Genomic DNA, 21,046 nt, shown 5'->3' with positions numbered 1-21,046 from the left:
GCCAGAAAACGGCAAGTATCAGGGATTATCACGCCTCTTGCTCTGCTTTAATGCGCTTCACAGTGGATGTGTTGACGTTGAAATCCTTCGCTACATTGCGCACAGAGCCGCCAGCCGCAAGCGCTGAGACAATACCTGCACGGTCTACTGCTTTACCTTTACCACGCTTTGCAGGGTTCACTGCTTTCGCCTCTCGCTTACGTTCCAACATCAACTCACGCTTACAAGTGGCAACTGCTGACAGCATAGTGAGCATCATCTTTCCTATTGTGCTGGTAATGTCTGCCGTGATCCCTTCCTTATGAAAGCGAACTGCCACCCCTCGATCATTCAATTGTTTGACCAACTCCAGAATGTTCAGCGTATTACAACCTAAGCGGTCGAGGCTGTGGACGTGGAGAGTGTCACCTTTATGCAGAAATGCCAGGCAAGCTGCCAACCCTGGTCGATTGGTATCCTTGCCTGAGAACTTATCGGAATACTCAGCGCGGAACTTATCCCGACGACGCAACAGCCAAGACACATACACAAACAGAAAAGGCCGCATCCCGCAGCCTTTTCTTTTTCCATTCACCCTTTCGGGAACACCCAAACATGCTTCTCAGGCAGCGAAAGATGGCAGTGCTGCGGGTCGCGAACCTCATGCCCATACGCGCGGATTACAAAATCATCCCCCGCCGTGCGGAACAGGTACTCCCAGCGGTCGCCAAGATACATGCTGGTGAGCAGCGGTAGCTCAAGCTGATTTTCCCCTGGCCCCTCGACCACCGCCACGCGCTCGACGCGGATCACCGCCGTGGCTTCATCACCGCTTTGCACCCCTTCGCCCGCCTGGCCCCACAGCACCCAGCCTTTCCCCTCGATGCGCGCTTTGCCGTCGCGTACTTCGGTGACCTTGCCGTGCAGGCGGTTGTTACTGCCCATAAACTCGGCGGTAAACAGCGTTTTCGGCGAGCCATACATCTCCTGCGGCGTGCCCTGTTGCTCAATTTTACCGTTGTTGAGCAGCAGGATGCGGTCAGAAATGGACATTGCTTCATTCTGGTCGTGCGTCACCATCAGTGCCGATAACCCGAGCTTGATAATCAGCTCGCGCAAGAACACGCGGGCCTCTTCGCGCAGCTTGGCGTCGAGGTTAGAAAGCGGCTCGTCCAGCAAAATCACCGGTGGGTTGTAGACCAGCGCGCGGCCAATCGCCACGCGCTGCTGCTGTCCGCCGGAGAGCTGGTGCGGGTGACGTTTGCCAAGATGCCCCAGACCAAGCTGATCCAGCACATCCTGCACGCGCTGCTGGATCTCTTTGGCCGGCACTTTACGCAGTTTGAGCGGGTAAGCCACGTTTTCAAAAACGGTTTTGTGCGGCCACAGGGCATAGGACTGGAACACCAGCCCCAGGTTACGCTCTTCCGCAGGGACCTCACTGCGCGGCGTGCCGTCGTAAACTTTGTTTTTGCCAATAATAATCGAACCCTGGGTGGGTTTCTCCAGGCCCGCTACTGCGCGAAGCAGGGTGGTTTTGCCGCTGCCGGAGGGGCCTAACAGGGAGACCACTTCGCCGCGCTTGAGGTTCATGGAGACACCTTTTAAAACAGGATTGTCGCCGTAGGTTAAGTGCAGATCGTCAACCGCTAATTCAATCATGTATTTTGACTCCGAAACGAAGGGCAATGCCCAGACCTACCACGACCAGCAGGATGTTAATGAAAGAGAGCGCCGCCACGATATCAATGGCACCCGCGGCCCAGAGGGAAACCAGCATCGAGCCGATGGTTTCCGTGCCGGGCGAAAGCAGGTACACACCCGTTGAGTATTCGCGTTCAAAGATCAGGAACATCAGCAGCCACGAACCGATAAGACCGTAGCGGGAGAGCGGAATGGTAACGTGACGGGTGATCTGGCCACGCGTTGCCCCGGTGCTGCGCGCCGCTTCTTCAAGCTCCGGCCCTACCTGCAGCAGCGTGGAAGAGATGAGCCTCAGCCCGTAAGCCATCCACACCACGGTATAGGCCAGCCAGACGCTGAAAATGGTGCTGCGCAGCGAACGCAGCCAGACGATGACGTTTTCGCGCATCCAGTCCGTCCAGGCAAACCCGGAAAGCCAGCCGGATTTCAGCGCGTTATCCAGCCACATCGGCAGGAACAGGAACACCCACAGGAATGCCAGACCCGCCAGCAGGCCAGGCACGGCGCGCGGTACCAGCACGCTGTAGTCCAGGAAACGCGTGGTGTTATCCGGTTTACGGTGCATGGCAATGCCGACAAACAGGTAGCAGACCACCGCCAGCGCGCCGCCAATCACGCCAATCGCCATGGAGTTGACGATGGCGCGCAGCAGGTTGGGCTGCGCCCAGATGGTGCGGAAGGTGTTCAGAGAGAGCTCATCCCACAGCGAAACGCCCACGCCCCAGTTGGAGATAAACGCGCGCAATACCACGCCGAGCAGCGGAACGCCGATGGTGACGGTGAGCCAGAAGGCAATCACCGCGCCAGCAACCCAGCGCCATTTACCCAACGGTAGCGCGCGGGCCTGAGAGGCTTTTCCCTTCATGGTGACGAAGCGGTTGGCGGTGCGCATCAGGCGACGCTGGAGCATCACCAGCGGGATGGTGATGCAGATCAGCACCACGGCAACCGCCGCCATCAGGTTATAGGATGGGGTACCCATCTTGTTCGTCAGCTTATAGAGATAGGTCGCCAGTACCATGTTGCCTTCCGGGTCGCCGAGGACCAGCATCAGGCCGAACACTTCCAGCCCCAGGAAGAACAGCAGCACGGTGGCGTACAGAATGGAAGGGCGCACCATCGGCAGGCTGACGGAGGTCATCACCTGCCAGGGCGACGCCCCCGCGGTGCGCGCGGCCTCTTCCACATCAGAACCCACGCTGCGCAGCGCTGACGAGATATACAGATAGGCATGCGGGACGTGCGTCAGACCGGCGATGACCACAATGCTCGACATGTCGTAGATATTCCACGGCACAAAGCCAATCAGCGCCTCAGCCCACTGGGAGAGAAAGCCTACCGGACCCGCGGCCACCACGTAGCCGAAGCCCAGTACCATCGGTGAAACGAAAATCGGGACCAGGATCAGCGGCTCAATCAGCCGGCGACCGGGCAGGTCGGTACGCACCATCAGAAACGCCAGCACGCCGCCCAACGGAATAGAGATAAAGACCAGCCCGAAAGCAAGAATAAAACCACTTTTCAGGGCTTTATAAAAATCAGGGTCGGTGAAAATAAACTCAAATGATTCAAAGCTCCACTCTTTTGACGGCGAAAAGAACGGGGCGGACAGGAAGCTCTGTATCACGATAAACGACAGCGGCGTGTAGATAACCAGGGCGGTTATCAGCACGACGATGCCTCGCGGCAGGCTTTGCCACTTTCTGCGTAATGTATTCATGGGGTATCCCTGGTGTTGCAGCCCAGAAAAACGAACTCAGTCGATAAGGGAGCGCGGCGGCCTGCGCCGCGCTCAGACGCTTATTTGCCGGCGGCGGTACGCCACTCTTTGATGTACTCCAGGCGTTTTTTCGGCTGCAGGTATTCCAGCAGCGTTTCATCAACCGGGATCGGCTTCAGCGCGTTGCCGAGGATTTTGGTCAGGCCGTCGATATCATTTTTCCCTTCGATATCGTTACGAATGGACGGAATGTCAGCCTGGTTTGCCAGAATGTTTTGCCCTTGTTCAGACAGCACATAGTCGAGCCACAGTTTTGCCGCATTGCTGTTTTGCGATTGCTGGCTGATGAACGACACGCGCGACAGCACCAGGGTGTAATCTTTTGGATAGGAGATGCCGAGCGACGGATCGTTCTTCGCACGTGCTTCCGCATAAGATCCGAGGATATTAAAGCCGATCAGGTTTTCACCGGAGGAGACGCGCTCCATCATGGTACCGGTAGAGGACTGTACCGATAAACCACCTTTGGCAACGTCTGCCAGGGTTTTGAAGTAATTAGGATCGGCGTTGTGATCCTGGACTGAAAGCATAAAGCCCAGACCCGATTTTTCGATGTCGTAGGTGGTGACTTTGCCCTTGAATTTGTCCGTCTGGCTGGCAATCAGCTTCGCCAGCGCGGTGTGAGAGTCCGGCACGTCGCCGGCCGGGATCAGACGCTTGTTGTAGATAAAGACCACCGGCTCATAGGTGGTGCCGTATGCCTTATCTTTCCAGACCGCCCATTCCGGCAGTTGGCTTTGCTCCGGAGATTTGTACTCCATGGCGTAGTCGGTGGCGAGCTTCAGACCGGTGTCCATGGATGAGCTCCAGACCACGTCGCCGCTCACGCCGCCGGAGGCCTGTTCGCTGATGAAACGGTTGTACAGCTCGGTGCTGTTCATGTCGTTGTATTCAACTTTGATGCCTGGGTAGGTTTTTTCGAAGCCCTGGATCAGCGGCCCGGTAGCTTTGATGTCGGTGGTGGAGTAGATAACAACCTTGCCCTCTTTCGTTGCGGCATCAACAACTTTTTGATACTCAGCAGGATAGCCCTGCGGCAGGGCAGACAGTGCAGAAGCAGAGAACAGTACAGTAGCGGTAAGCAGAGAAATTCGGAACGTGTTCGACATTATAGTTAACCTTTTAGTTACATTTGAGGAACTAATTGTCAACATAGCGCAGTGGGCTCCACCCACAATAGGGTGAAGCGGGCAATGATTCCGAAGTGTGATTGTTGCCGTCGTTTCAGCAATTAACACCATAAAATCCGCGAACGTTAGCCTGTGAACGGTTTCGGATTACGGTTTATCGGCGGCTTTGCGGTACAACCTTCGCGGATGACCAATATTGCCATACAGCATTTCGACGCTGATTAACCCGCTCTCCACGCAGTATTCAAGATAGCGACGCCCCGTGGTTTTACTGATCCCGACGTTCTCCACTACCTCTTCCACCGACATCGCCCTGTCGGGATTGTCGGCGAAAAATTGTTTCATCCGTTCCAGCGTTTGGGGCTCAATCCCTTTCGTCGACGGTGTAACGGACGATTCCGCGGCAGGCAGGTTAAACAGGCGATCCAGCGCATGCTGGTCGACCACCTTCACCTGCTGTACGGTATGGATGAAGCGCATAAACCGCTCAAGAGAGGCGTGCAGACGCTGGAAAAAGACGGGCTTAATCAGATAGTCGAACGCACCGCTGCGCATGGCATGGCTGCAGGTTTGCATATCACTGGCGGCGGTGATGAAGATCACCGAGCATTCGTAGCTTTTTAGCAGTGGGTTGTCGATTAACTCCACGCCTTTACCGTCCGGAAGATAGTTATCCAGCAAAATTAGCCGCGGCTGATGCTGACGAATCAGGCTACAGGCCTGCTCAATGGACGCGGCGATGCCCACCACGCGCAAAAGGAAATTTTGCTCGATATACTCGCGATGCAGCTCCGCCAGGTGCGGTTCATCTTCAACTATCACAACATCAAGTGGTCGGGTCATGCTGTTGCCCATTCGGAATAAACACAGAAAAAATAGTGCCCTGTGGCGTGTTGTCGGCAATCTCAATACTGCCGCCAGCCTTATCGATATATCCTGCCACCAGAAACAGACCAATACCGTGCTCGGTGCCGACAATGTCGTTCTCACTGTCTGGTTTACTGCTGAACCCCTGGCGGAAGATATGCGGCTTCATCGTATCATCCACCCCACAGCCACGGTCAGCCACCTCTATCAATAACTCCTGATTGCGGTCAGAAATGTAGAGCTCAACAGGTGCAGGCACCGGCGCTTTCAGGGTTGCATCCACGGCGTTATCCAGCAGATTACCAATAATGGACATCAGCTCCGTTTCATTGAGGGTGGCTGGCATGCGGGTGAGCTGACAGGCGGGATCAAACAGCAGTTCAATGCCTTTTTCGCGTGCGCTGACATATTTTCCTAACAGCAGCCCACACAACGCCGGAGAAACAAAACGGGCAGAGACAAAGTCCAGCACGCGCTGCGCCCCTTCTGACTGCACCTGGATGTAACGGATTGCCTCGTCGTAGTGTTTCATCTGCAGCAACCCCACCAGCGTGGCGGTCCAGTTCAGCTGTTCGTGGCGCATAATGCGCAGGTTATCCGCATAGCGCTTGATCTGACTGAGCTGGCTGCTAAGCGTGTTAATGTCGTTTTTGTCGCGAAAGCTATATACCCAACCACTCTCGACACCCGGTTCAACCTCGATCGCCACGCGGTTAACGATCACCTCTCGCTGATTAAGCACCGCAATCTGGTCGTGGTTGCCGCTGCTCACCGAAGCGTAGCGCTGAGACAGGAATCCCGGGGAGGTTTGCAGAACATCTTTCAGCGGTTTGCCGATAAGGTCTTTCTCACTTTGCCGAATATCCAGCATCTCTCGTGCCGCACGGTTAATGAGAATCAACTGCTTCTCTTTATTAATGGCGAATATCCCTTCATACATGGCTTCCAGCAACGCTCTTTGCTGCAAAACCAGTTGAGCAATATCCTTTGGTTCAAGCCGGAACATCTGCTTTTTAAGATTGCGGGTAAACAGCCAGGAGAAAATAAACAGCAGCAGCAGAAGACCTGCACCGTACAACCCGGATTGCCAGAGAATGCGGGCATTAATATTGGCGATATATGAGGTCAGATAGCCGACGGAGACAATGCCAATCACCTGGTGCTGTGCGTTAAAGATGGGGGCTTTGCTGCGCAGTGAAACCCCGATTCCGCCCTGGCGCACGGAAATAATGGTTTTGCCTTTTAACACCTCGGCATTATCCCCACCGATCATCGGTAAATTAATCCGCTCCGGGGATTCAGAATGATAAAGGTGCTGTTCCTGGGGATCGCCAATCACAATATAGCTGGCATCGCTTTCGGCACGCAGCGGCTGAATTAACCGGGCAATGCCGGGGATATCTCGGGCCGCAACCATTGCCGCCAGACCCGGCATCAGCGCGATCTGACTGGCCTGAACCCTGGCGCGCTGGCCAAGATCGTGATGGAGCTGTCGGTCAATAAAATGAAACAGGATCGTTCCCAGCAGAACTAACAGCAGGCAGGAGAAGCACACCAGCGCTAAAAAAAGCTTTACCTGAAAAGAGAGTCTGCGTTTCATTCAACCTGCGGTAGCCATTTAAAAGTGAGACATTTGCGGAGCCTGACATGCACATCAGGGGCGCGCAATCCGGCATGAAAAGAGTTGTGACCTGGCTTTTCGTTTTCGGTGTAATAGCCATCGGGATCGCGTAAGGCTATGCTTCATTTCATACCAGAATAATTACAGAGGCAATGTCATGGATAAAGAACTACTGGATGCAGGTTACCGGGCCTATACCGGCGAGAAAATTGATGTTTACTTCAATACCGGGATCTGTAAACACTCAGGTAACTGCGTTCGCGGAAGCGCTAAGCTGTTTAACCTGAAACGTAAACCGTGGATCATTCCCGATGAAGTGGACGTTGAAACGGTTGTACGTGTGATTGATACCTGCCCGAGCGGTGCGTTGAAGTATCGCCAAAAATAAGCGAGGAACCATGGATATTCTGGAAGGCCATAACAAGTTTTACGTGAACGATGCTCACGGAAATCAGGTCGCGGAGATTGTCTTCGTACCGACCGGCGAGCACCTGAGCATTATTGAGCACACCGACGTCGATCCGAGCCTGAAAGGGCAGGGCGTTGGCAAACAGCTGGTGGCGAAAGTGGTGGAGAAGATGCGCGGCGAGAACCGTAAAATTATTCCGCTGTGCCCGTTTGCTAAACATGAGTTTGATAATACGCGGGAATATGACGATATTCGGGCGTAAGTAACACCGGCGATGGCCGGTGTTTTTATCTTACCTGCTCAAACAGCAATACCATCGCTATCAGCACCATCAACCCTCCCGATGCTCTGCTCACCAGACGCGCCGCCTGTGGCCGGGTCGCCAGCACGGCTTTCGAGCCATACCCCACCAGCAGGTAGACCAGCGTACAGGTGATAAGATGCATCATCCCAAGCGCAGACATCTGCATCGCTATCGACCAACTTCCGGTTGGGTCTGTAAATTGCGGAAGCAGGGCCAGGAACAGCAAAAAAACTTTCGGGTTTAGGCCGCTAATACAGAGTCCTTTCACCGCCCACTGTGTCCAGTTTCCCGTATGGCGGGTGGCCTTTTCCGGTGCGGCTGGGTGACGCAATAACGTTATGCCAAGCCACAGGAGATACAGGGCTCCCGCCACGGTCAGCCCGGCTAACGCCATTGGATGTTGAGCAATTAAAACGCCCACGCCCGCAACCACGATCATCGTAGCCAGCAGATGACCGGACATCAGCCCCATCACAGCCGGGACCACGCGTCGACCGTTAATCCCGGCGCTAATGGCATAGGCCCAGTCCGCCCCCGGTGTCATGATAAGCAGAAAAGAAACCACCCAAAAGCCGGCCACAATACTCATTTCCATAGTCCTGAAGACCCCCGCAGTGCGTCAAACGTTGAGAAAAAGAATATCGCTAACCCTGCGAAATAGGCTTTCAATGTTATGCTTACAACACGGTAAAACTGAGAAAATCTTCCACATGGATAGCATTGATCGAAAAATTCTTGCGGAGCTGCAATCTGACGGTCGTTTATCACTTACGGAGCTGGCAGAGCGGGTGAATCTGAGCCTCTCGCCGTGCCATCGTCGCGTGCGGGCGCTGGAGCAAAGCGGAGCCATAACGGGATACCGCGCCAGCCTCGATCCCGCCAAAATGGGATTTAACTTCCTGGCGATAGTATTTGCGACGCTTAAAGAGGGTGACAGAAAAGCGGTTAGCGCCTTTGAAGATGCGGTGGAAGAGATACCGCAAATCGTGCTGGCACAGCGTTTATTTGGCGATCCCGATTATTTGATGCACGTTGTGACGCGTGACCTGTCTGCATTTCAAAAACTCTATGACGAGAAACTCTCAGCGATGCCGGGCGTGCAGCATCTTCGCTCGACGCTTGTCATGAAAACGGTCGTGCAGGACAGGCCTTTTCCGCTGGATACGACAGGACGAGACTGAATGGCGTGCCCGGCAGAGCGCCGGGCACGAAAGGGATTAGCCGACAAACATCACCGACACGCACAGCACGCCGACGATCAGCGTCAGCAGGTTGCCAATGGAACGGTACTGTTTCAGGGACGGGATCAGATACGTCGACAGCGTCGGCATGATAAACAGGATCATGGCGATAAGCGGACCGCTGATGGCATAAATCATCGAAATGGCATTCGGGTTTATGCAGCAGACCGCAAAGGTGATTAACGACACCCCGATAATGGAAACTGCACGGTTAAAGGCGCGGCTCTTTTTCACGCCCACCTGATTCAGTGACGATTTCACGATCTCCGTTGCCCCTTCAATCACGCCAAAATAGGTGCCGAGGAACGATTTCGACATCGCAATAATCGCCACGATAATCCCGGAAATACCCAGCCATGCCGGAGAGGAAGGCATCATCGACAGCGCGGACAGGATCGTAACCCCTTGCTCTTTGGCGGTCACAATATACGACGGTGGAATAGAGAGCAGGCAGCTGAAGACAAAGAACAGCACGCTCAGGCAGATAATCAGGTATGCCACCTTCATGATTTTCTTGCATTTATCCATAGCACCGTCAGCAAACTTCTCACGACGGTCAACGGCAAACGTTGAGATAATCGGGGTATGGCTGAAAGCAAAAACCATCACCGGAATCGAAATCCATACCTGATGCAGGGTATGTTGATCAAATGCCATCTGGCTGGTGAGCAGCGACGGCTGCCAGCTTCCCGTCAGATACAGGGAGACAAACAGGAAATAGGCAATCAGGGGAAACACCAGGAAGCCCATCACTTTTATCGTGATATGCCGTCCCATCAGGAAGATCAAATTGAGAACCAGCACCACCCCCAGGCTGACCAGTACGCGAACGGCGGTATCCACCGTCAGGTGTTTTGCCAGTTGCTCCGTGAGCGAGTTGGTGATGGCCACCGCATAAATCTGCACCACCACAAAGAAGGCGATGAAATAGAGCGTGGTGATCAGGTTGCCAATCTTCCTGCCGTAATAGTGCGATACGGCGCCGGTGATCCCTTCATTGCCTTTGGTTTTCGACGACAGGATAAATTGTGCCAGCGCTCGGTGCGGCCAGTAGGTTAACGGATAAGCCACAAGGGCGGTAATAAACAGGACGATAGCGCCTGCGGAGCCCAGCTGAATGGGCAAGAACAGCGTTCCTGCGCCCACGGCCGTGCCGTAGAGAGCGAAACTCCAGAGAGTCTCATCTTTTGACCAAATTTTCGACATTAGAGCAACGTATCAACTATCAAACCATCGGAATGGAGTGCAATTTACCATAGTTATGCGTAGAGAGCGCAGTTGCTTCGACGGAGTTTGGCCGGACCAGTCGTCCGGCCAGGGGGGAGTTAGCCTGCCAGGGCGCGTCTTTGCTGACGACGCTTAATGAATTTTTCACGTAACGTGTCATATGCCCAGTTGTAGAACATGGTGTACGGCAGGAAGAACAGGAAGAAACCTATTTCCAGCGTGAATGCCTCTAGCAGCGTGACGCCCAGCACGGCGGCGACAATCGACAGGCCGATCACGATGAACCCGCATTCGAACCCCAGGGCATGCAGCGCACGGACTTTTGCCGTACGTTTGACGCGCTGAACTGGCCAGAAACGGTCGAAGCCGAAGTTATAAATAATGTTCCACAGCATGGCGGTGGTGGCCAGAATAATGGTTAACCCGCCCATCTCAACCACGGAACGCTGCATGAGCCACGCCGCCGTAGGGGCGAGGATCGCCGTGGCAATCCCTTCAAAACAGACAGCATGAAAGATCCGCTCCGGCAGTTTACGTTGGAGTGCATCCTGATGTTGCATAGTCATAGACCTCGTTAATTCGCCAGTATGGGCGTTGATGGGGCCTATTTTTATCGCTAAAGCTGATATATTAAAGATGGTATCCATCGTAAAAGTAGATAGACCATGCGCTATTCCCCCGAAGCCCTTACTGCGTTTGTTGAAACCGTCGCGGCGGGTTCTTTTTCTGCTGCCGCACGCCGGTTGCGTAAAAGCCAGTCGACGATCAGCACGTCCATTGCCAATCTTGAAGCCGATCTGGGTTTCGAGCTTTTTGACCGCTCGGCGCGCCAGCCGGTGTTGACGGCTCAAGGGGAGCAGGTGCTGGGCTATGTGCAGGCTATCCTCGCCGCCAGCACGCGGCTTGATGAGCTGGCAGTATCATTAACGGCAAAAACGGAGGCGCGTCTGACATTTGTCCTTTCCGATACCCTTAATCCGGATGTGCTGGAAGATCTCATGAACCAGTTTGACCGGCGCTTTCCTCATACGGAATTCGAATGCCTGATTGGCGAAGAAGAGGACGTCATCGATCTGCTGCAAAAGGAGCGAGCGCAGATTGGCCTGACGGAAGCGCGGGACAGTTACCCTACGGATATCGGCTTCACACGGCTGCCGATGCAGACCCGCATGGCAATATATGTTGCGACCACGCATCCTCTGACCTGTCAACCTGAAATTCAGGCCGACGAACTGCACGGCTGGCGAGAGTTGCGGCTCAGCACCTATCTTGAGCGCGAGGCGGCGCTCGCGCGCGGGCCCGTCTGGTCAGCGCCGAATTACCTGTTACTCTTGAGTATGGCAGTACAGGGATTTGGCTGGTGCGTGTTGCCGTGCGCACTGGTGGATGAATTTGCCGCCGCGAAATCGTTGGTACAGCTCAATGTTCCCGGCTGGCCGCGGGCGACAGGGATCGATCTGCTATGGAATAAACGATCCCCACCAGGTATTGCCGGAAGCTGGCTGCGGCAGTATCTGCAGGATGCGCGCTGATCCTTGTGATTAAACTCACTATTTTTAAACAATTAAGATAATTGCCAGTAACAATCCTCTACTATCGTCATGTCATTTAACACAGAGGTCGTGATGAAAGATGTCGTAATAGTGGGTGCGTTGCGTACAGCTATCGGCTGTTTTCAGGGAGCGCTTGCGCGTCACTCGGCGGTTGACCTGGGTAGCGTGGTGGTAAAAGCGCTGGTGGAACGTAGCGGGATCGCAGCCCATGAAATTGATGAGGTGATCCTGGGACAGGTTCTGACTGCCGGAGCCGGGCAAAACCCTGCGCGCCAGGCGGCGCTGAAAGGTGGGTTGCCCAATACCGTCTCCGCAATCACCATTAACGACGTCTGTGGATCAGGACTAAAAGCGCTACATCTTGCAACGCAAGCCATTCAGTGCGGTGAAGCGGATGTGGTCATTGCGGGCGGACAAGAGAACATGAGCCGCGCGCCGCACGTATTGACCGACAGCCGTACCGGCGCACAGTTAGGCAACAGCCAGTTGCTTGATAGCCTGGTGCATGACGGGCTCTGGGATGCGTTCAATGATTATCATATGGGTGTGACGGCGGAAAACCTGGCGCGCGAGTACGGCATCAGCCGTGAGCTGCAGGATGCTTATGCCTTAAGCTCGCAGCAAAAGGCGCGCGCGGCGATTGATTCCGGCCGTTTTCGCGATGAAATTGTCCCGGTCAGCACGCAGCGTCAGAACGGCGAGGTTGTCGTGGTGGATACCGATGAGCAGCCGCGTACCGACGCCAGCGCTGAAGGTCTGGCGAGGCTTAACCCTGCTTTTGAAATGCAGGGGTCGGTTACGGCGGGAAATGCTTCCTCCATTAATGATGGCGCAGCGGCCGTCATGATGATGAGCGAAAGCAAAGCCCTTGAGCTGGATCTCCCCGTAATGGCCCGCATCAAGGCGTTTGCCAGCGTAGGTGTTGATCCTGCGTTAATGGGGATCGCGCCGGTGTATGCTACCCGTCGCTGCCTGGATCGTGCGGGGTGGCAGCTCTCAGATGTGGATCTGATCGAAGTAAACGAAGCCTTTGCCGCGCAGGCGATCTCGGTCGGCAAAATGCTGGAGTGGGATCCCCTGCGGGTAAACGTCAACGGCGGGGCGATCGCGCTGGGACATCCTATTGGTGCGTCCGGCTGCCGGATCCTGGTATCGCTGGTCCACGAAATGAAAAAGCGGAACGCCCGTAAAGGCATTGCCACACTCTGTATAGGTGGCGGGCAGGGGGTGGCGCTGGCCATCGAACGTTAACCTCTTCTCATTCTAAAAAACCTCCTGCGGGAGGTTTTTTTATGGTGCTGTGTTTCTCAATCCCCATTTATCGTGATCCGAACGTCATTTCCGATACAAACAAAAATAAAAATGAAACGTTGTTTTAAATATAATTGAAAAGCCCACTTTATGCCGATAGTATGTGCTCATCATGAAAACGGAACGCTGTTTCGTTTATTATCTGCCTTCGGGCATGACCACATCTGGAGGTTATCGTGGACATCAGACAAAGCATCCACAGTGCGCACGCCAAAACGCTGGACACTCAAGGGCTGCGCAATGAGTTTTTAGTCGAGCAGGTGTTCGAGGCCGACAAGTACACCCTGGTCTACAGCCATATCGACCGCATTATTGTGGGCGGGATTATGCCCGTCACGAGCAGCGTCTCCGTGGGCGGTGAGGTCGGTAAACAGCTGGGCGTGAGCTATTTCCTCGAGCGTCGCGAGCTGGGTGTGATTAACATCGGCGGGCCGGGTACCATCACCGTAGACGGACAGTGCTATGAGATTGGCCATCGCGAGGCGCTTTACGTGGGTAAAGGGGCGAAAGATGTGATCTTCGCCAGCATCGACGGCAGCAGGCCTGCGAAGTTTTACTACAACTGCGCCCCGGCTCACTCCACTTACCCAACCAGGAAGGTCACTCCGGCAGACGTTGCCCCTGTGACGCTTGGCGACAATCTCACCAGCAACCGCCGCACCATCAATAAATACTTCGTGCCGGATGTGCTGGAGACCTGCCAGCTCAGCATGGGGCTGACCGAACTCGCGCCGGGTAACCTGTGGAACACCATGCCGTGCCACACCCACGAGCGCCGCATGGAAGTCTACTTCTATTTCAACATGGACGAGGACGCCTGCGTGTTCCACATGATGGGACAGCCGCAGGAAACGCGCCATATCGTAATGCATAACGAGCAGGCGGTGATTTCACCGAGCTGGTCCATTCACTCCGGCGTAGGGACGAAAGCCTACACCTTTATCTGGGGAATGGTGGGCGAAAACCAGGTCTTCGATGATATGGACCATATTGCGGTCAGCGATCTGCGCTAGTCGCGGGCAGTGAAGCATAAACCTGCCTGTGAGTGACAGGCGTTGAAAGAGTAAGGAATAAACATGATTCTGGATGCATTCTCTCTTCAGGGGAAAGTGGCTGTGGTTTCGGGGTGTGACACCGGACTGGGTCAGGGGATGGCGTTAGGTCTGGCGGAAGCGGGTTGCGATATTGTGGGGATTAATATTGTTGAACCGACTGAAACCATTGAACGCGTGACGGCACTGGGTCGCCGTTTCCTGAGCCTGACTGCCGATCTGCGTAAAATCGACGCCATTCCTGAACTGCTGGAACGTGCTGTCGCGGAATTCGGGCATATCGACATTCTGGTAAACAATGCCGGACTGATTCGTCGTGAAGATGCGATTAGCTTCACTGAACGCGACTGGGACGATGTGATGGATCTGAACATCAAGAGCGTGTTCTTTATGTCCCAGGCAGCGGCGAAGCACTTCATCGCACAAGGGAAAGGCGGCAAGATCATTAATATTGCCTCGATGCTCTCTTTCCAGGGCGGTATCCGCGTGCCGTCTTACACCGCGTCCAAAAGCGCTGTAATGGGCGTGACCCGCCTGCTTGCAAACGAATGGGCGAAACATAATATCAACGTCAATGCGATTGCACCGGGCTACATGGCGACCAACAACACGCAGCAGCTGCGTGCGGATGAACAGCGTAGCGCGGAAATCCTTGAGCGTATTCCTGCTGGCCGTTGGGGGCTGCCGGGCGATCTTATGGGGCCGATTGTCTTCCTGGCCTCCCCGGCATCAGATTACATCAACGGTTACACCGTGGCTGTAGACGGTGGCTGGCTGGCGCGTTAATTCCATCTGTATTAAGCACCTCTGCCCATGGGCGGAGGTTTTTTTTACGTAAAATTGGCTTAGTCCATATCGGTAAAGATGAAAAATCCATACTGAAAAATCATAAATGACGGAAATCACACTTTTATTTCTTAGATATTAATTGATTAGTAAAAATACGTGATTATTCGCCACGAGTTGAAATTGTAATGTCCATCACAGAACCGTATGCCGTAGCGGAATAATCCATAACTTCGCGATTTCCGGCCTGACACTTTTCCTCGCTTTCTCGTAATTTCAGTTAACGAATTTTGCTGTTGAGGCAGGAAAAATATGACATCTATAAATGACTCTACCCTTATGCCCGCTGCGCTGCGTGATACCCGCCGCATGAATCAGTTTGTTTCCATTGCGGCCGCGGTAGCGGGCTTATTATTTGGACTGGATATCGGCGTGATTGCCGGTGCATTACCGTTTATAACCGATCACTTTACCCTGAGTAGCCGTCTGCAGGAGTGGGTGGTGAGCAGCATGATGCTCGGCGCGGCCATCGGCGCGCTGTTTAATGGCTGGCTCTCGTTCCGCCTGGGGCGTAAGTACAGCCTGATGGTCGGGGCGATTCTGTTTGTTGCCGGCTCCATTGGTTCCGCGTTTGCCACGAACGTTGAAGTGTTGCTGCTTTCCCGTGTGCTGCTCGGTGTGGCGGTCGGGATTGCTTCCTATACGGCACCGCTCTACCTCTCCGAAATGGCGAGTGAAAACGTGCGTGGCAGGATGATCAGCATGTATCAACTGATGGTGACGCTGGGTATTGTTTTGGCGTTCCTGTCCGATACCTACTTCAGCTACAGCGGCAACTGGCGCGCGATGCTCGGCGTGCTGGCTTTACCGGCACTGGTGCTGATTGTACTGGTGGTTTTCCTGCCAAACAGTCCGCGCTGGCTGGCGCAAAAAGGACGTCATGTGGAAGCCGAAGAGGTGCTGCGCATGTTGCGCGATACCTCGGAAAAAGCACGGGAAGAGCTGAACGAGATCCGTGAAAGCCTGAAGCTGAAGCAGGGAGGCTGGGCGTTATTTAAGATCAACCGCAACGTGCGCCGCGCGGTGTTCCTCGGCATGTTGCTGCAGGCAATGCAGCAGTTCACCGGGATGAATATCATCATGTACTACGCGCCGCGCATATTCAAAATGGCGGGATTCACTACCACGGAACAGCAGATGATGGCCACACTGGTGGTGGGGCTTACCTTTATGTTCGCCACTTTTATTGCGGTGTTCACCGTGGATAAAGCCGGACGCAAGCCGGCGCTGAAAATTGGTTTCAGCGTAATGGCGCTCGGTACGCTGATCCTCGGATACTGCCTGATGCAGTTTGATAACGGTACGGCGTCAAGTGGTCTTTCCTGGCTCTCTGTCGGTATGACCATGATGTGTATTGCCGGGTATGCGATGAGCGCCGCGCCTGTGGTGTGGATCTTGTGCTCCGAAATTCAGCCGCTCAAATGTCGTGACTTTGGCATCACCTGTTCCACGACCACCAACTGGGTATCGAATATGATCATCGGCGCGACATTCCTTACGCTGCTGGACGCCATTGGCGCGGCGGGAACGTTCTGGCTCTATACGGTGCTGAACGTGGCGTTTATTGGCGTCACGTTCTGGTTAATTCCAGAAACAAAAGGCGTCACGCTGGAACATATTGAACGCAAGCTGATGGCGGGAGAGAAACTGCGTAATATAGGCGTGTGATCGTATTGCCTGTTTAAGCGCTTACAACGTATGCCGGAAGGGCATAAAGGGGGCGCTTAATCACAATAATCAGGTGGTGAAATTCACTACTAATTTTGGCAGGGGACAGATAAATCAAAAGATTTCATTTTAAGATAATTCTTAAGTTGCGGTATCATCGGACCACCGCTAACGTTTGAGCAAAGATGCACTGCATCCTAAAAATATTTCATATGTCTGAGATGGATATCAAAAAAAGCACCGATCTTGATTTTCCCCATTATGCCCCCCCGGCCGTACACGCTAAAGAAATAGATCTTCTCGGCCTGGTAGCAGTTCTTGTGGCAGCGAAAAAGCGTATTGTCACCATTACCCTTGTTTTTGCACTAGTGGGGTTGGCCGTTTCATTTTTACTGCCGCAGAAGTGGACCAGTAAAGCGGTGATTACCCCGGCAGAACAATCGCAGTGGAACCCGCTGCGCCAGATGATGGTGGCATTACAGGTGCTTGATGTAGACGTGAAGATTACCCGTCCGGAAGTCTTTGACCTGTTCATTAAAAAGTTTCAGTCGCAGTCATTGCTTGAAGAGTATCTGAAATCCTCTCCTTACGTGATGTCGCAGCTTAAAGACGCCGAGGTGGATCCGCTTGAACTGCATCGGGCGATAGTCAATATCTCAGATAGAATGAAAGCGGTGAATGACGCCCAGGGAAAAGACGCGGACAAAGCGCCATTTGTCTCCTGGACATTAAGCTTCACCGCGCCGACAGCGGGTGATGCTCAATCCGTCCTGGAGGGATATATCGACTATATTACGGCTATTGTCGAGAAAGAGACGGTGCAGAATATCCGTAACCAGATCGCCCTCAAAAAGAACGTTGTTGAGCAGCAGCTGGAACTGGATCGCGTCCGCCTGACCAATATTCACAATACTAACCTGCAGCGACTGAATTATTCGCTGGAAGTGGCGAATGCAGCAGGCATCAAGAAGCCGGTCTACAGCAACGGACAGGCGGTAAAAGATGACCCGGACTACTCTGTTTCGCTCGGCGCTGACGGGATCGCACAAAAGCTGCAGATTGAAAAAAATCTGAAGGACGTGACCGAGCTGAATGCGGATTTCCAGAACCGCGAATACCACCTGGCGCAGCTGAAAAAACTCTCCTTTGCCGATGTCAAACTTGAGCCATTCAGATACCAGCTTTCCCCCTCCATGCCGGTGAAAAAAGATGGCCCGGGTAAGGCATTGATTGTCGTTCTGGCGGCGCTTCTGGGGGGGCTGTTTGCCTGCGGTAGCGTTTTATTGCGCGAAGCGATGCTCACCCGTAATCCGCTGCCGGAGCCGGTGACGGAATAAACTCTGCAGGTTAACAAGGCGCTGAATACAGCGCCTTTTTTTATTGGCGTCGGTTGTGTTAAAAGAGAGACCAGAGATAAGGAGGGGTGATGAAAACAATCGGTCTGTTAGGTGGAATGAGCTGGGAATCAACAATCCCGTATTACCGCCTGATTAATGAAGGGGTAAAGCAGCGTCTGGGCGGCCTGCACTCCGCAAGCCTGCTGCTGCACAGCGTTGATTTCCATGAAATCGAGGCCTGCCAGTCGAGCGGTGAATGGGATAAAGCCGGGGAGATCCTGGCACAGGCGGCGCTGGGGCTGGAGCGTGCGGGAGCAGAGGGAATTTTGCTCTGTACGAACACCATGCATAAAGTTGCTTCCCGGATAGAAGAGCGTTGCTCGTTACCCTTCCTGCATATCGCCGATGCGACCGGGCGTAAAATTGCTGCATCCGGAATGTCGCGTGTGGCACTGCTGGGTACGCGCTATACCATGGAGCAGGATTTCTATCGCGGTCGCTTGAGTAGTGAGTTTGGGATTGAAAGCCTGATCCCGGATGAGGCTGACCGGAAACGCATCAATCAGATTATCTTTGATGAGCTTTGCCTGGGGACATTCAGTGAACCTTCCCGCGCGTATTACGTCAGCGTGATCGAGAAGCTTGCACAGAAGGGGGCAGAAGGTGTGATCTTTGGCTGTACTGAGATCGGCTTACTGGTTCCGGTAGCGCGCAGTCCAATCCCGGTGTTTGATACCACAGCGATCCATGCTGCCGATGCCGTGGAGTTTATGCTCTCCTGAGCGGGCTTGCGCCGGGAACGTCCCGGCTCAGGTCTGTGCATTGGCGGCGTCATAAGCGGATTGCGCCGCCACAATCGCATCCATATTACTTTCCACCCAGTGTGCCAGCACGGTCACTGTTTCGGTTAACGCCTGTCCCAGCGGCGTCAGACTGTACTCCACCGTCACCGGAACGGTCGCGAAAACCTCACGTGAAACCAGCCCATCGCGTTCCAGCTTGCGTAATGCCTGGGTCAGTACCTTTTTGGTGATCCGCTGAATATCCCGTTGCAGCTTGTTAAAGCGCATTGGCCCGTTTTCAAGACGCGCGAGGATCAGCAGCGCCCATTTGTCGGCGATACGCGCCAGCACGTCGCGGGTAGGGCAGCGCTCATCGAACACGTTATAAGGAGGCATCTCCTCTTTCAGTACGACAGACTCAGTCATGGTGGTTCCCTCGAGGTAACCAGGTGAGGTAAAAGTGCCTTCTTACGCCCGCGAATATTTGCGTGTATAAAACGACGTAAGGTTTCTATTTGATACCAGGGAACCGAAAATGGCAACTGCTCGCAGAGCAATTTTAAAACCGTCTTAATCTTTTGACTCACAAGGCAATATTGCATCAGGAGATCTATTATGAGCGTTGTAGTTATCTATTATTCAGGCTATGGCCACACCCAACGTGTTGCTGAAACAGTCGCAGAGGGCGCGCAGGCTGAACTGATCGCCATCGACAGCAATGGTGAAATTCAGGAAAGCGACTGGCAAAAATTGAACGAGGCAAAGGCGATTATTTTTGGTGCGCCAACTTACATGGGCGGTGTGCCGTGGCAGTTTAAGAAATTTGCTGATGCCACCTCTAAAGCCTGGTTCGTTCGCAGCTGGCAGGACAAAGTGTTCGCGGGCTTCAGTAACAGTGCGAGCCTGAACGGTGACAAGCAAGTTTCCCTGCAATACCTGCAAACGCTGGCATCGCAGCATGGTGGGATTTGGGTGAGCCTGGGCCTGCCGCCATCGAATACGCAGGCTGCAACGCGTCAGGATATCAACAACCTCGGTGGCTCTGTCGGGCTGCTGGTACAGTCTCCGTCAGATGCGGATGCGGGCGCGATTGCCAGCGGCGATCTGCAAACGGCAGTAAAATTCGGTGAGCGTGTTGCCGCTGTGGCTAAGCGTTTTAACTGAGTCAGAGGACGCCCGCTGACTTAGTCGGGCGTCTTTTCCAGTACCTTCTTCAGTTGTGCGGTTAGCGTGCTTAACCCACTTTGCAGATGTTCGCTGAACGCATCTACCAGCGCAGAGGCCGGACGATGCATCGGGCGGATCAGGCTGACGGTAAAGGGGACTGAAACGCTAAACTGTCGAACCACAATCCCACTTTCCGCATAATCCAGCGCCGTGAGCGGATTAACCACCGCGACGCCCACGCCGGCACGAACCATTGCGCAAATAGATGCGGCACTGTGCGTTTCGACCACCATTCTTCGTTTCACCTGATGCTCGGTAAAGAGCGTATCCAGCAGCTGCCGGTAGCTGTCCGTCTGTGACAGGCTGATGTAGTTCTCGCCGTGGAAATCCGCAGGGGTCAGTACGCTTTTTTTGGCAAGGGGATGGCCAGCAGGCAGGACGCAGACCTCATCTAGCGCCAGTAATTCTGTGCGCTGCGTTCCCGCCGGCGTAGCGAGGGTTTCGGTTAATCCCAGGTCATGACGCTGCGCCGAAAGCCACTCTTCAAGCAGCGGTGACTCCTGCGGGACGATGGTCAGGTTCACCTCGGGATAACGGGCCAGAAAAGGCTGTATCAGCATCGGCAGAAACGACTGCGAAAACACGGGCAGACAGACAATCGACAGCTCGCCCTGGCGAAATTCACGCAGGCTCTCCGCCGCGCTGACAATTCGGTCCAGCCCGTACCAGGAGCGCTGAACTTCCTCGAACAGACGCAACCCTTGCACCGTTGGGTGTAACCTGCCGCGGGTGCGTTCAAACAGCTTCAACCCAAGCACCTGCTCGAAGCGTGCCAGTTCCCGGCTCACCGTCGGCTGTGAGGTATGCAGCATCTGCGCGGCTTCGGTGAGATTGCCGGTGGTCATCACAGCATGAAAAATCTCGATATGGCGTAAGTTGACGGCGGGCATAGGGCACCTGAAAGCAGAGAAGTATCCATATCATTTTTGCATAGACTCGCGATAAAACGATATTTTTTATTCTTTTTCCGCTGTGGCGTAATCATAAAAAAATGAATTTATCCGGAGA

22 protein-coding genes are annotated in these 21,046 nt (G+C 54.1%); 11 read left to right on the top strand and 11 right to left on the bottom strand.

Annotated elements, in window-relative coordinates:
• Positions 1-28 precede the first annotated feature (28 nt).
• The 6 genes from LCD46_18365 to LCD46_18340 form a co-directional block, all read right to left on the bottom strand.
• Complete coding sequence (locus LCD46_18365; GenBank protein UOY69999.1) at positions 29-592, bottom strand: recombinase family protein; 564 nt, start codon at positions 590-592, stop codon at positions 29-31.
• Positions 571-1,641 carry an ABC transporter ATP-binding protein gene (locus LCD46_18360; protein ID UOY69998.1) on the bottom strand — a complete coding sequence of 357 codons (1,071 nt, stop codon included), beginning with the start codon at positions 1,639-1,641 and terminating at the stop codon, positions 571-573. The genes LCD46_18365 and LCD46_18360 overlap by 22 nt, the downstream gene beginning before the upstream one ends.
• The gene (locus LCD46_18355) at positions 1,634-3,403 is read right to left on the bottom strand and encodes an iron ABC transporter permease (protein UOY69997.1); all 1,770 of its coding nucleotides are present in this window, start codon (positions 3,401-3,403) and stop codon (positions 1,634-1,636) included. Before LCD46_18355 ends, LCD46_18360 begins: the two co-directional genes overlap by 8 nt.
• Before the next feature lie 80 nt (positions 3,404-3,483).
• The gene (locus tag LCD46_18350) at positions 3,484-4,572 is read right to left on the bottom strand and encodes an ABC transporter substrate-binding protein (GenBank protein ID UOY69996.1); all 1,089 of its coding nucleotides are present in this window, start codon (positions 4,570-4,572) and stop codon (positions 3,484-3,486) included.
• 168 nt (positions 4,573-4,740) lie between these two features.
• On the bottom strand, positions 4,741-5,436 hold the full coding sequence (locus LCD46_18345) for a response regulator (GenBank protein ID UOY69995.1): 696 nt from the start codon (positions 5,434-5,436) through the stop codon (positions 4,741-4,743).
• The gene (locus LCD46_18340; GenBank protein UOY69994.1) at positions 5,420-7,060 is read right to left on the bottom strand and encodes a sensor histidine kinase; all 1,641 of its coding nucleotides are present in this window, start codon (positions 7,058-7,060) and stop codon (positions 5,420-5,422) included. Before LCD46_18340 ends, LCD46_18345 begins: the two co-directional genes overlap by 17 nt.
• A gap of 178 nt (positions 7,061-7,238) precedes the next feature.
• Between LCD46_18340 and LCD46_18335 the strand changes: the two genes are divergently transcribed.
• Together LCD46_18335 and LCD46_18330 are read left to right on the top strand one after the other, a co-directional pair.
• Positions 7,239-7,469 carry a (4Fe-4S)-binding protein gene (locus LCD46_18335; GenBank protein ID UOY69993.1) on the top strand — a complete coding sequence of 77 codons (231 nt, stop codon included), beginning with the start codon at positions 7,239-7,241 and terminating at the stop codon, positions 7,467-7,469.
• A 10-nt stretch (positions 7,470-7,479) separates the two neighbouring features.
• Positions 7,480-7,752, top strand: coding sequence for an N-acetyltransferase (locus LCD46_18330; protein ID UOY69992.1), 273 nt, complete (start codon positions 7,480-7,482; stop codon positions 7,750-7,752).
• Positions 7,753-7,777: 25 nt separating this feature from the next.
• On the opposite strand, the gene LCD46_18325 is transcribed toward LCD46_18330, so the two are convergent.
• The gene (locus tag LCD46_18325) at positions 7,778-8,389 is read right to left on the bottom strand and encodes a LysE family translocator (GenBank protein UOY69991.1); all 612 of its coding nucleotides are present in this window, start codon (positions 8,387-8,389) and stop codon (positions 7,778-7,780) included.
• A gap of 115 nt (positions 8,390-8,504) precedes the next feature.
• Between LCD46_18325 and LCD46_18320 the strand changes: the two genes are divergently transcribed.
• Positions 8,505-8,975: an Lrp/AsnC family transcriptional regulator gene (locus LCD46_18320; protein UOY69990.1), complete on the top strand. Its 471-nt coding sequence runs from the start codon at positions 8,505-8,507 to the stop codon at positions 8,973-8,975.
• Between the two features lie 36 nt (positions 8,976-9,011).
• On the opposite strand, the gene LCD46_18315 is transcribed toward LCD46_18320, so the two are convergent.
• A complete protein-coding gene (locus tag LCD46_18315; protein UOY69989.1) occupies positions 9,012-10,241 on the bottom strand; it encodes an amino acid permease in 1,230 nt (409 codons plus the stop codon).
• A gap of 119 nt (positions 10,242-10,360) precedes the next feature.
• On the bottom strand, positions 10,361-10,822 hold the full coding sequence (locus LCD46_18310) for a multidrug/biocide efflux PACE transporter (GenBank protein ID UOY72998.1): 462 nt from the start codon (positions 10,820-10,822) through the stop codon (positions 10,361-10,363).
• A gap of 105 nt (positions 10,823-10,927) precedes the next feature.
• Here LCD46_18310 and LCD46_18305 point away from each other — a divergent pair, with 105 nt between their 5' ends.
• The 7 genes from LCD46_18305 to LCD46_18275 all read left to right on the top strand — a co-directional run bounded on the left by LCD46_18305 (position 10,928) and on the right by LCD46_18275 (position 18,811).
• Positions 10,928-11,794: a LysR family transcriptional regulator gene (locus tag LCD46_18305; protein ID UOY69988.1), complete on the top strand. Its 867-nt coding sequence runs from the start codon at positions 10,928-10,930 to the stop codon at positions 11,792-11,794.
• A gap of 93 nt (positions 11,795-11,887) precedes the next feature.
• The gene (locus LCD46_18300) at positions 11,888-13,066 is read left to right on the top strand and encodes an acetyl-CoA C-acetyltransferase (GenBank protein ID UOY69987.1); all 1,179 of its coding nucleotides are present in this window, start codon (positions 11,888-11,890) and stop codon (positions 13,064-13,066) included.
• A 236-nt stretch (positions 13,067-13,302) separates the two neighbouring features.
• A complete protein-coding gene (gene kduI, locus LCD46_18295) occupies positions 13,303-14,139 on the top strand; it encodes a 5-dehydro-4-deoxy-D-glucuronate isomerase (GenBank protein ID UOY69986.1) in 837 nt (278 codons plus the stop codon).
• Positions 14,140-14,202: 63 nt separating this feature from the next.
• Positions 14,203-14,964, top strand: coding sequence for a 2-dehydro-3-deoxy-D-gluconate 5-dehydrogenase KduD (gene kduD / locus LCD46_18290; GenBank protein ID UOY69985.1), 762 nt, complete (start codon positions 14,203-14,205; stop codon positions 14,962-14,964).
• Positions 14,965-15,276: 312 nt separating this feature from the next.
• Positions 15,277-16,692 (top strand): sugar porter family MFS transporter, encoded by a 1,416-nt coding sequence (locus LCD46_18285; protein ID UOY69984.1) that lies wholly within the window; start codon positions 15,277-15,279, stop codon positions 16,690-16,692.
• Positions 16,693-16,904: 212 nt separating this feature from the next.
• On the top strand, positions 16,905-18,029 hold the full coding sequence (gene fepE, locus LCD46_18280) for an LPS O-antigen length regulator (GenBank protein UOY69983.1): 1,125 nt from the start codon (positions 16,905-16,907) through the stop codon (positions 18,027-18,029).
• A gap of 89 nt (positions 18,030-18,118) precedes the next feature.
• A complete protein-coding gene (locus tag LCD46_18275; GenBank protein ID UOY69982.1) occupies positions 18,119-18,811 on the top strand; it encodes an aspartate/glutamate racemase in 693 nt (230 codons plus the stop codon).
• Positions 18,812-18,838: 27 nt separating this feature from the next.
• Here LCD46_18275 and LCD46_18270 read toward each other — a convergent pair whose 3' ends face one another.
• Complete coding sequence (locus LCD46_18270) at positions 18,839-19,237, bottom strand: helix-turn-helix transcriptional regulator (protein UOY69981.1); 399 nt, start codon at positions 19,235-19,237, stop codon at positions 18,839-18,841.
• 186 nt (positions 19,238-19,423) lie between these two features.
• Between LCD46_18270 and LCD46_18265 the strand changes: the two genes are divergently transcribed.
• Complete coding sequence (locus tag LCD46_18265; protein UOY72997.1) at positions 19,424-19,975, top strand: flavodoxin family protein; 552 nt, start codon at positions 19,424-19,426, stop codon at positions 19,973-19,975.
• Between the two features lie 20 nt (positions 19,976-19,995).
• Here the strand turns inward: LCD46_18265 and LCD46_18260 are convergent, their stop codons facing one another.
• Positions 19,996-20,928, bottom strand: coding sequence for a LysR family transcriptional regulator (locus tag LCD46_18260; protein ID UOY69980.1), 933 nt, complete (start codon positions 20,926-20,928; stop codon positions 19,996-19,998).
• Between the last annotated feature and the right edge of the window lie 118 nt (positions 20,929-21,046).

Source organism: Enterobacter ludwigii, from assembly GCA_023023105.1.
GTDB classification, from domain to species: Bacteria; Pseudomonadota; Gammaproteobacteria; order Enterobacterales; family Enterobacteriaceae; genus Enterobacter; species Enterobacter adelaidei.
The sequence above is the reverse complement of the archived record's forward strand: the minus strand, read 5'-3'. Positions and strand labels throughout refer to the sequence as shown.

Bases quoted from the DNA above. Each gene is read 5' to 3' on its own strand.
- LCD46_18270 (UOY69981.1), bottom strand. From the start codon at position 19,237: ATGACTGAGTCTGTCGTACTGAAAGAGGAGATGCCTCCTTATAACGTG.
- LCD46_18325 (UOY69991.1), bottom strand. From the start codon at position 8,389: ATGGAAATGAGTATTGTGGCCGGCTTTTGGGTGGTTTCTTTTCTGCTT.
- LCD46_18285 (UOY69984.1), top strand. From the start codon at position 15,277: ATGACATCTATAAATGACTCTACCCTTATGCCCGCTGCGCTGCGTGAT.
- LCD46_18320 (UOY69990.1), top strand. From the start codon at position 8,505: ATGGATAGCATTGATCGAAAAATTCTTGCGGAGCTGCAATCTGACGGT.
- fepE (UOY69983.1), top strand. From the start codon at position 16,905: ATGTCTGAGATGGATATCAAAAAAAGCACCGATCTTGATTTTCCCCAT.
- LCD46_18260 (UOY69980.1), bottom strand. From the start codon at position 20,928: ATGCCCGCCGTCAACTTACGCCATATCGAGATTTTTCATGCTGTGATG.
- LCD46_18345 (UOY69995.1), bottom strand. From the start codon at position 5,436: ATGACCCGACCACTTGATGTTGTGATAGTTGAAGATGAACCGCACCTG.
- LCD46_18330 (UOY69992.1), top strand. From the start codon at position 7,480: ATGGATATTCTGGAAGGCCATAACAAGTTTTACGTGAACGATGCTCAC.
- LCD46_18275 (UOY69982.1), top strand. From the start codon at position 18,119: ATGAAAACAATCGGTCTGTTAGGTGGAATGAGCTGGGAATCAACAATC.
- kduD (UOY69985.1), top strand. From the start codon at position 14,203: ATGATTCTGGATGCATTCTCTCTTCAGGGGAAAGTGGCTGTGGTTTCG.
- LCD46_18305 (UOY69988.1), top strand. From the start codon at position 10,928: ATGCGCTATTCCCCCGAAGCCCTTACTGCGTTTGTTGAAACCGTCGCG.
- LCD46_18310 (UOY72998.1), bottom strand. From the start codon at position 10,822: ATGCAACATCAGGATGCACTCCAACGTAAACTGCCGGAGCGGATCTTT.
- LCD46_18355 (UOY69997.1), bottom strand. From the start codon at position 3,403: ATGAATACATTACGCAGAAAGTGGCAAAGCCTGCCGCGAGGCATCGTC.
- LCD46_18350 (UOY69996.1), bottom strand. From the start codon at position 4,572: ATGTCGAACACGTTCCGAATTTCTCTGCTTACCGCTACTGTACTGTTC.
- LCD46_18300 (UOY69987.1), top strand. From the start codon at position 11,888: ATGAAAGATGTCGTAATAGTGGGTGCGTTGCGTACAGCTATCGGCTGT.
- LCD46_18360 (UOY69998.1), bottom strand. From the start codon at position 1,641: ATGATTGAATTAGCGGTTGACGATCTGCACTTAACCTACGGCGACAAT.
- LCD46_18335 (UOY69993.1), top strand. From the start codon at position 7,239: ATGGATAAAGAACTACTGGATGCAGGTTACCGGGCCTATACCGGCGAG.
- LCD46_18315 (UOY69989.1), bottom strand. From the start codon at position 10,241: ATGTCGAAAATTTGGTCAAAAGATGAGACTCTCTGGAGTTTCGCTCTC.
- LCD46_18340 (UOY69994.1), bottom strand. From the start codon at position 7,060: ATGAAACGCAGACTCTCTTTTCAGGTAAAGCTTTTTTTAGCGCTGGTG.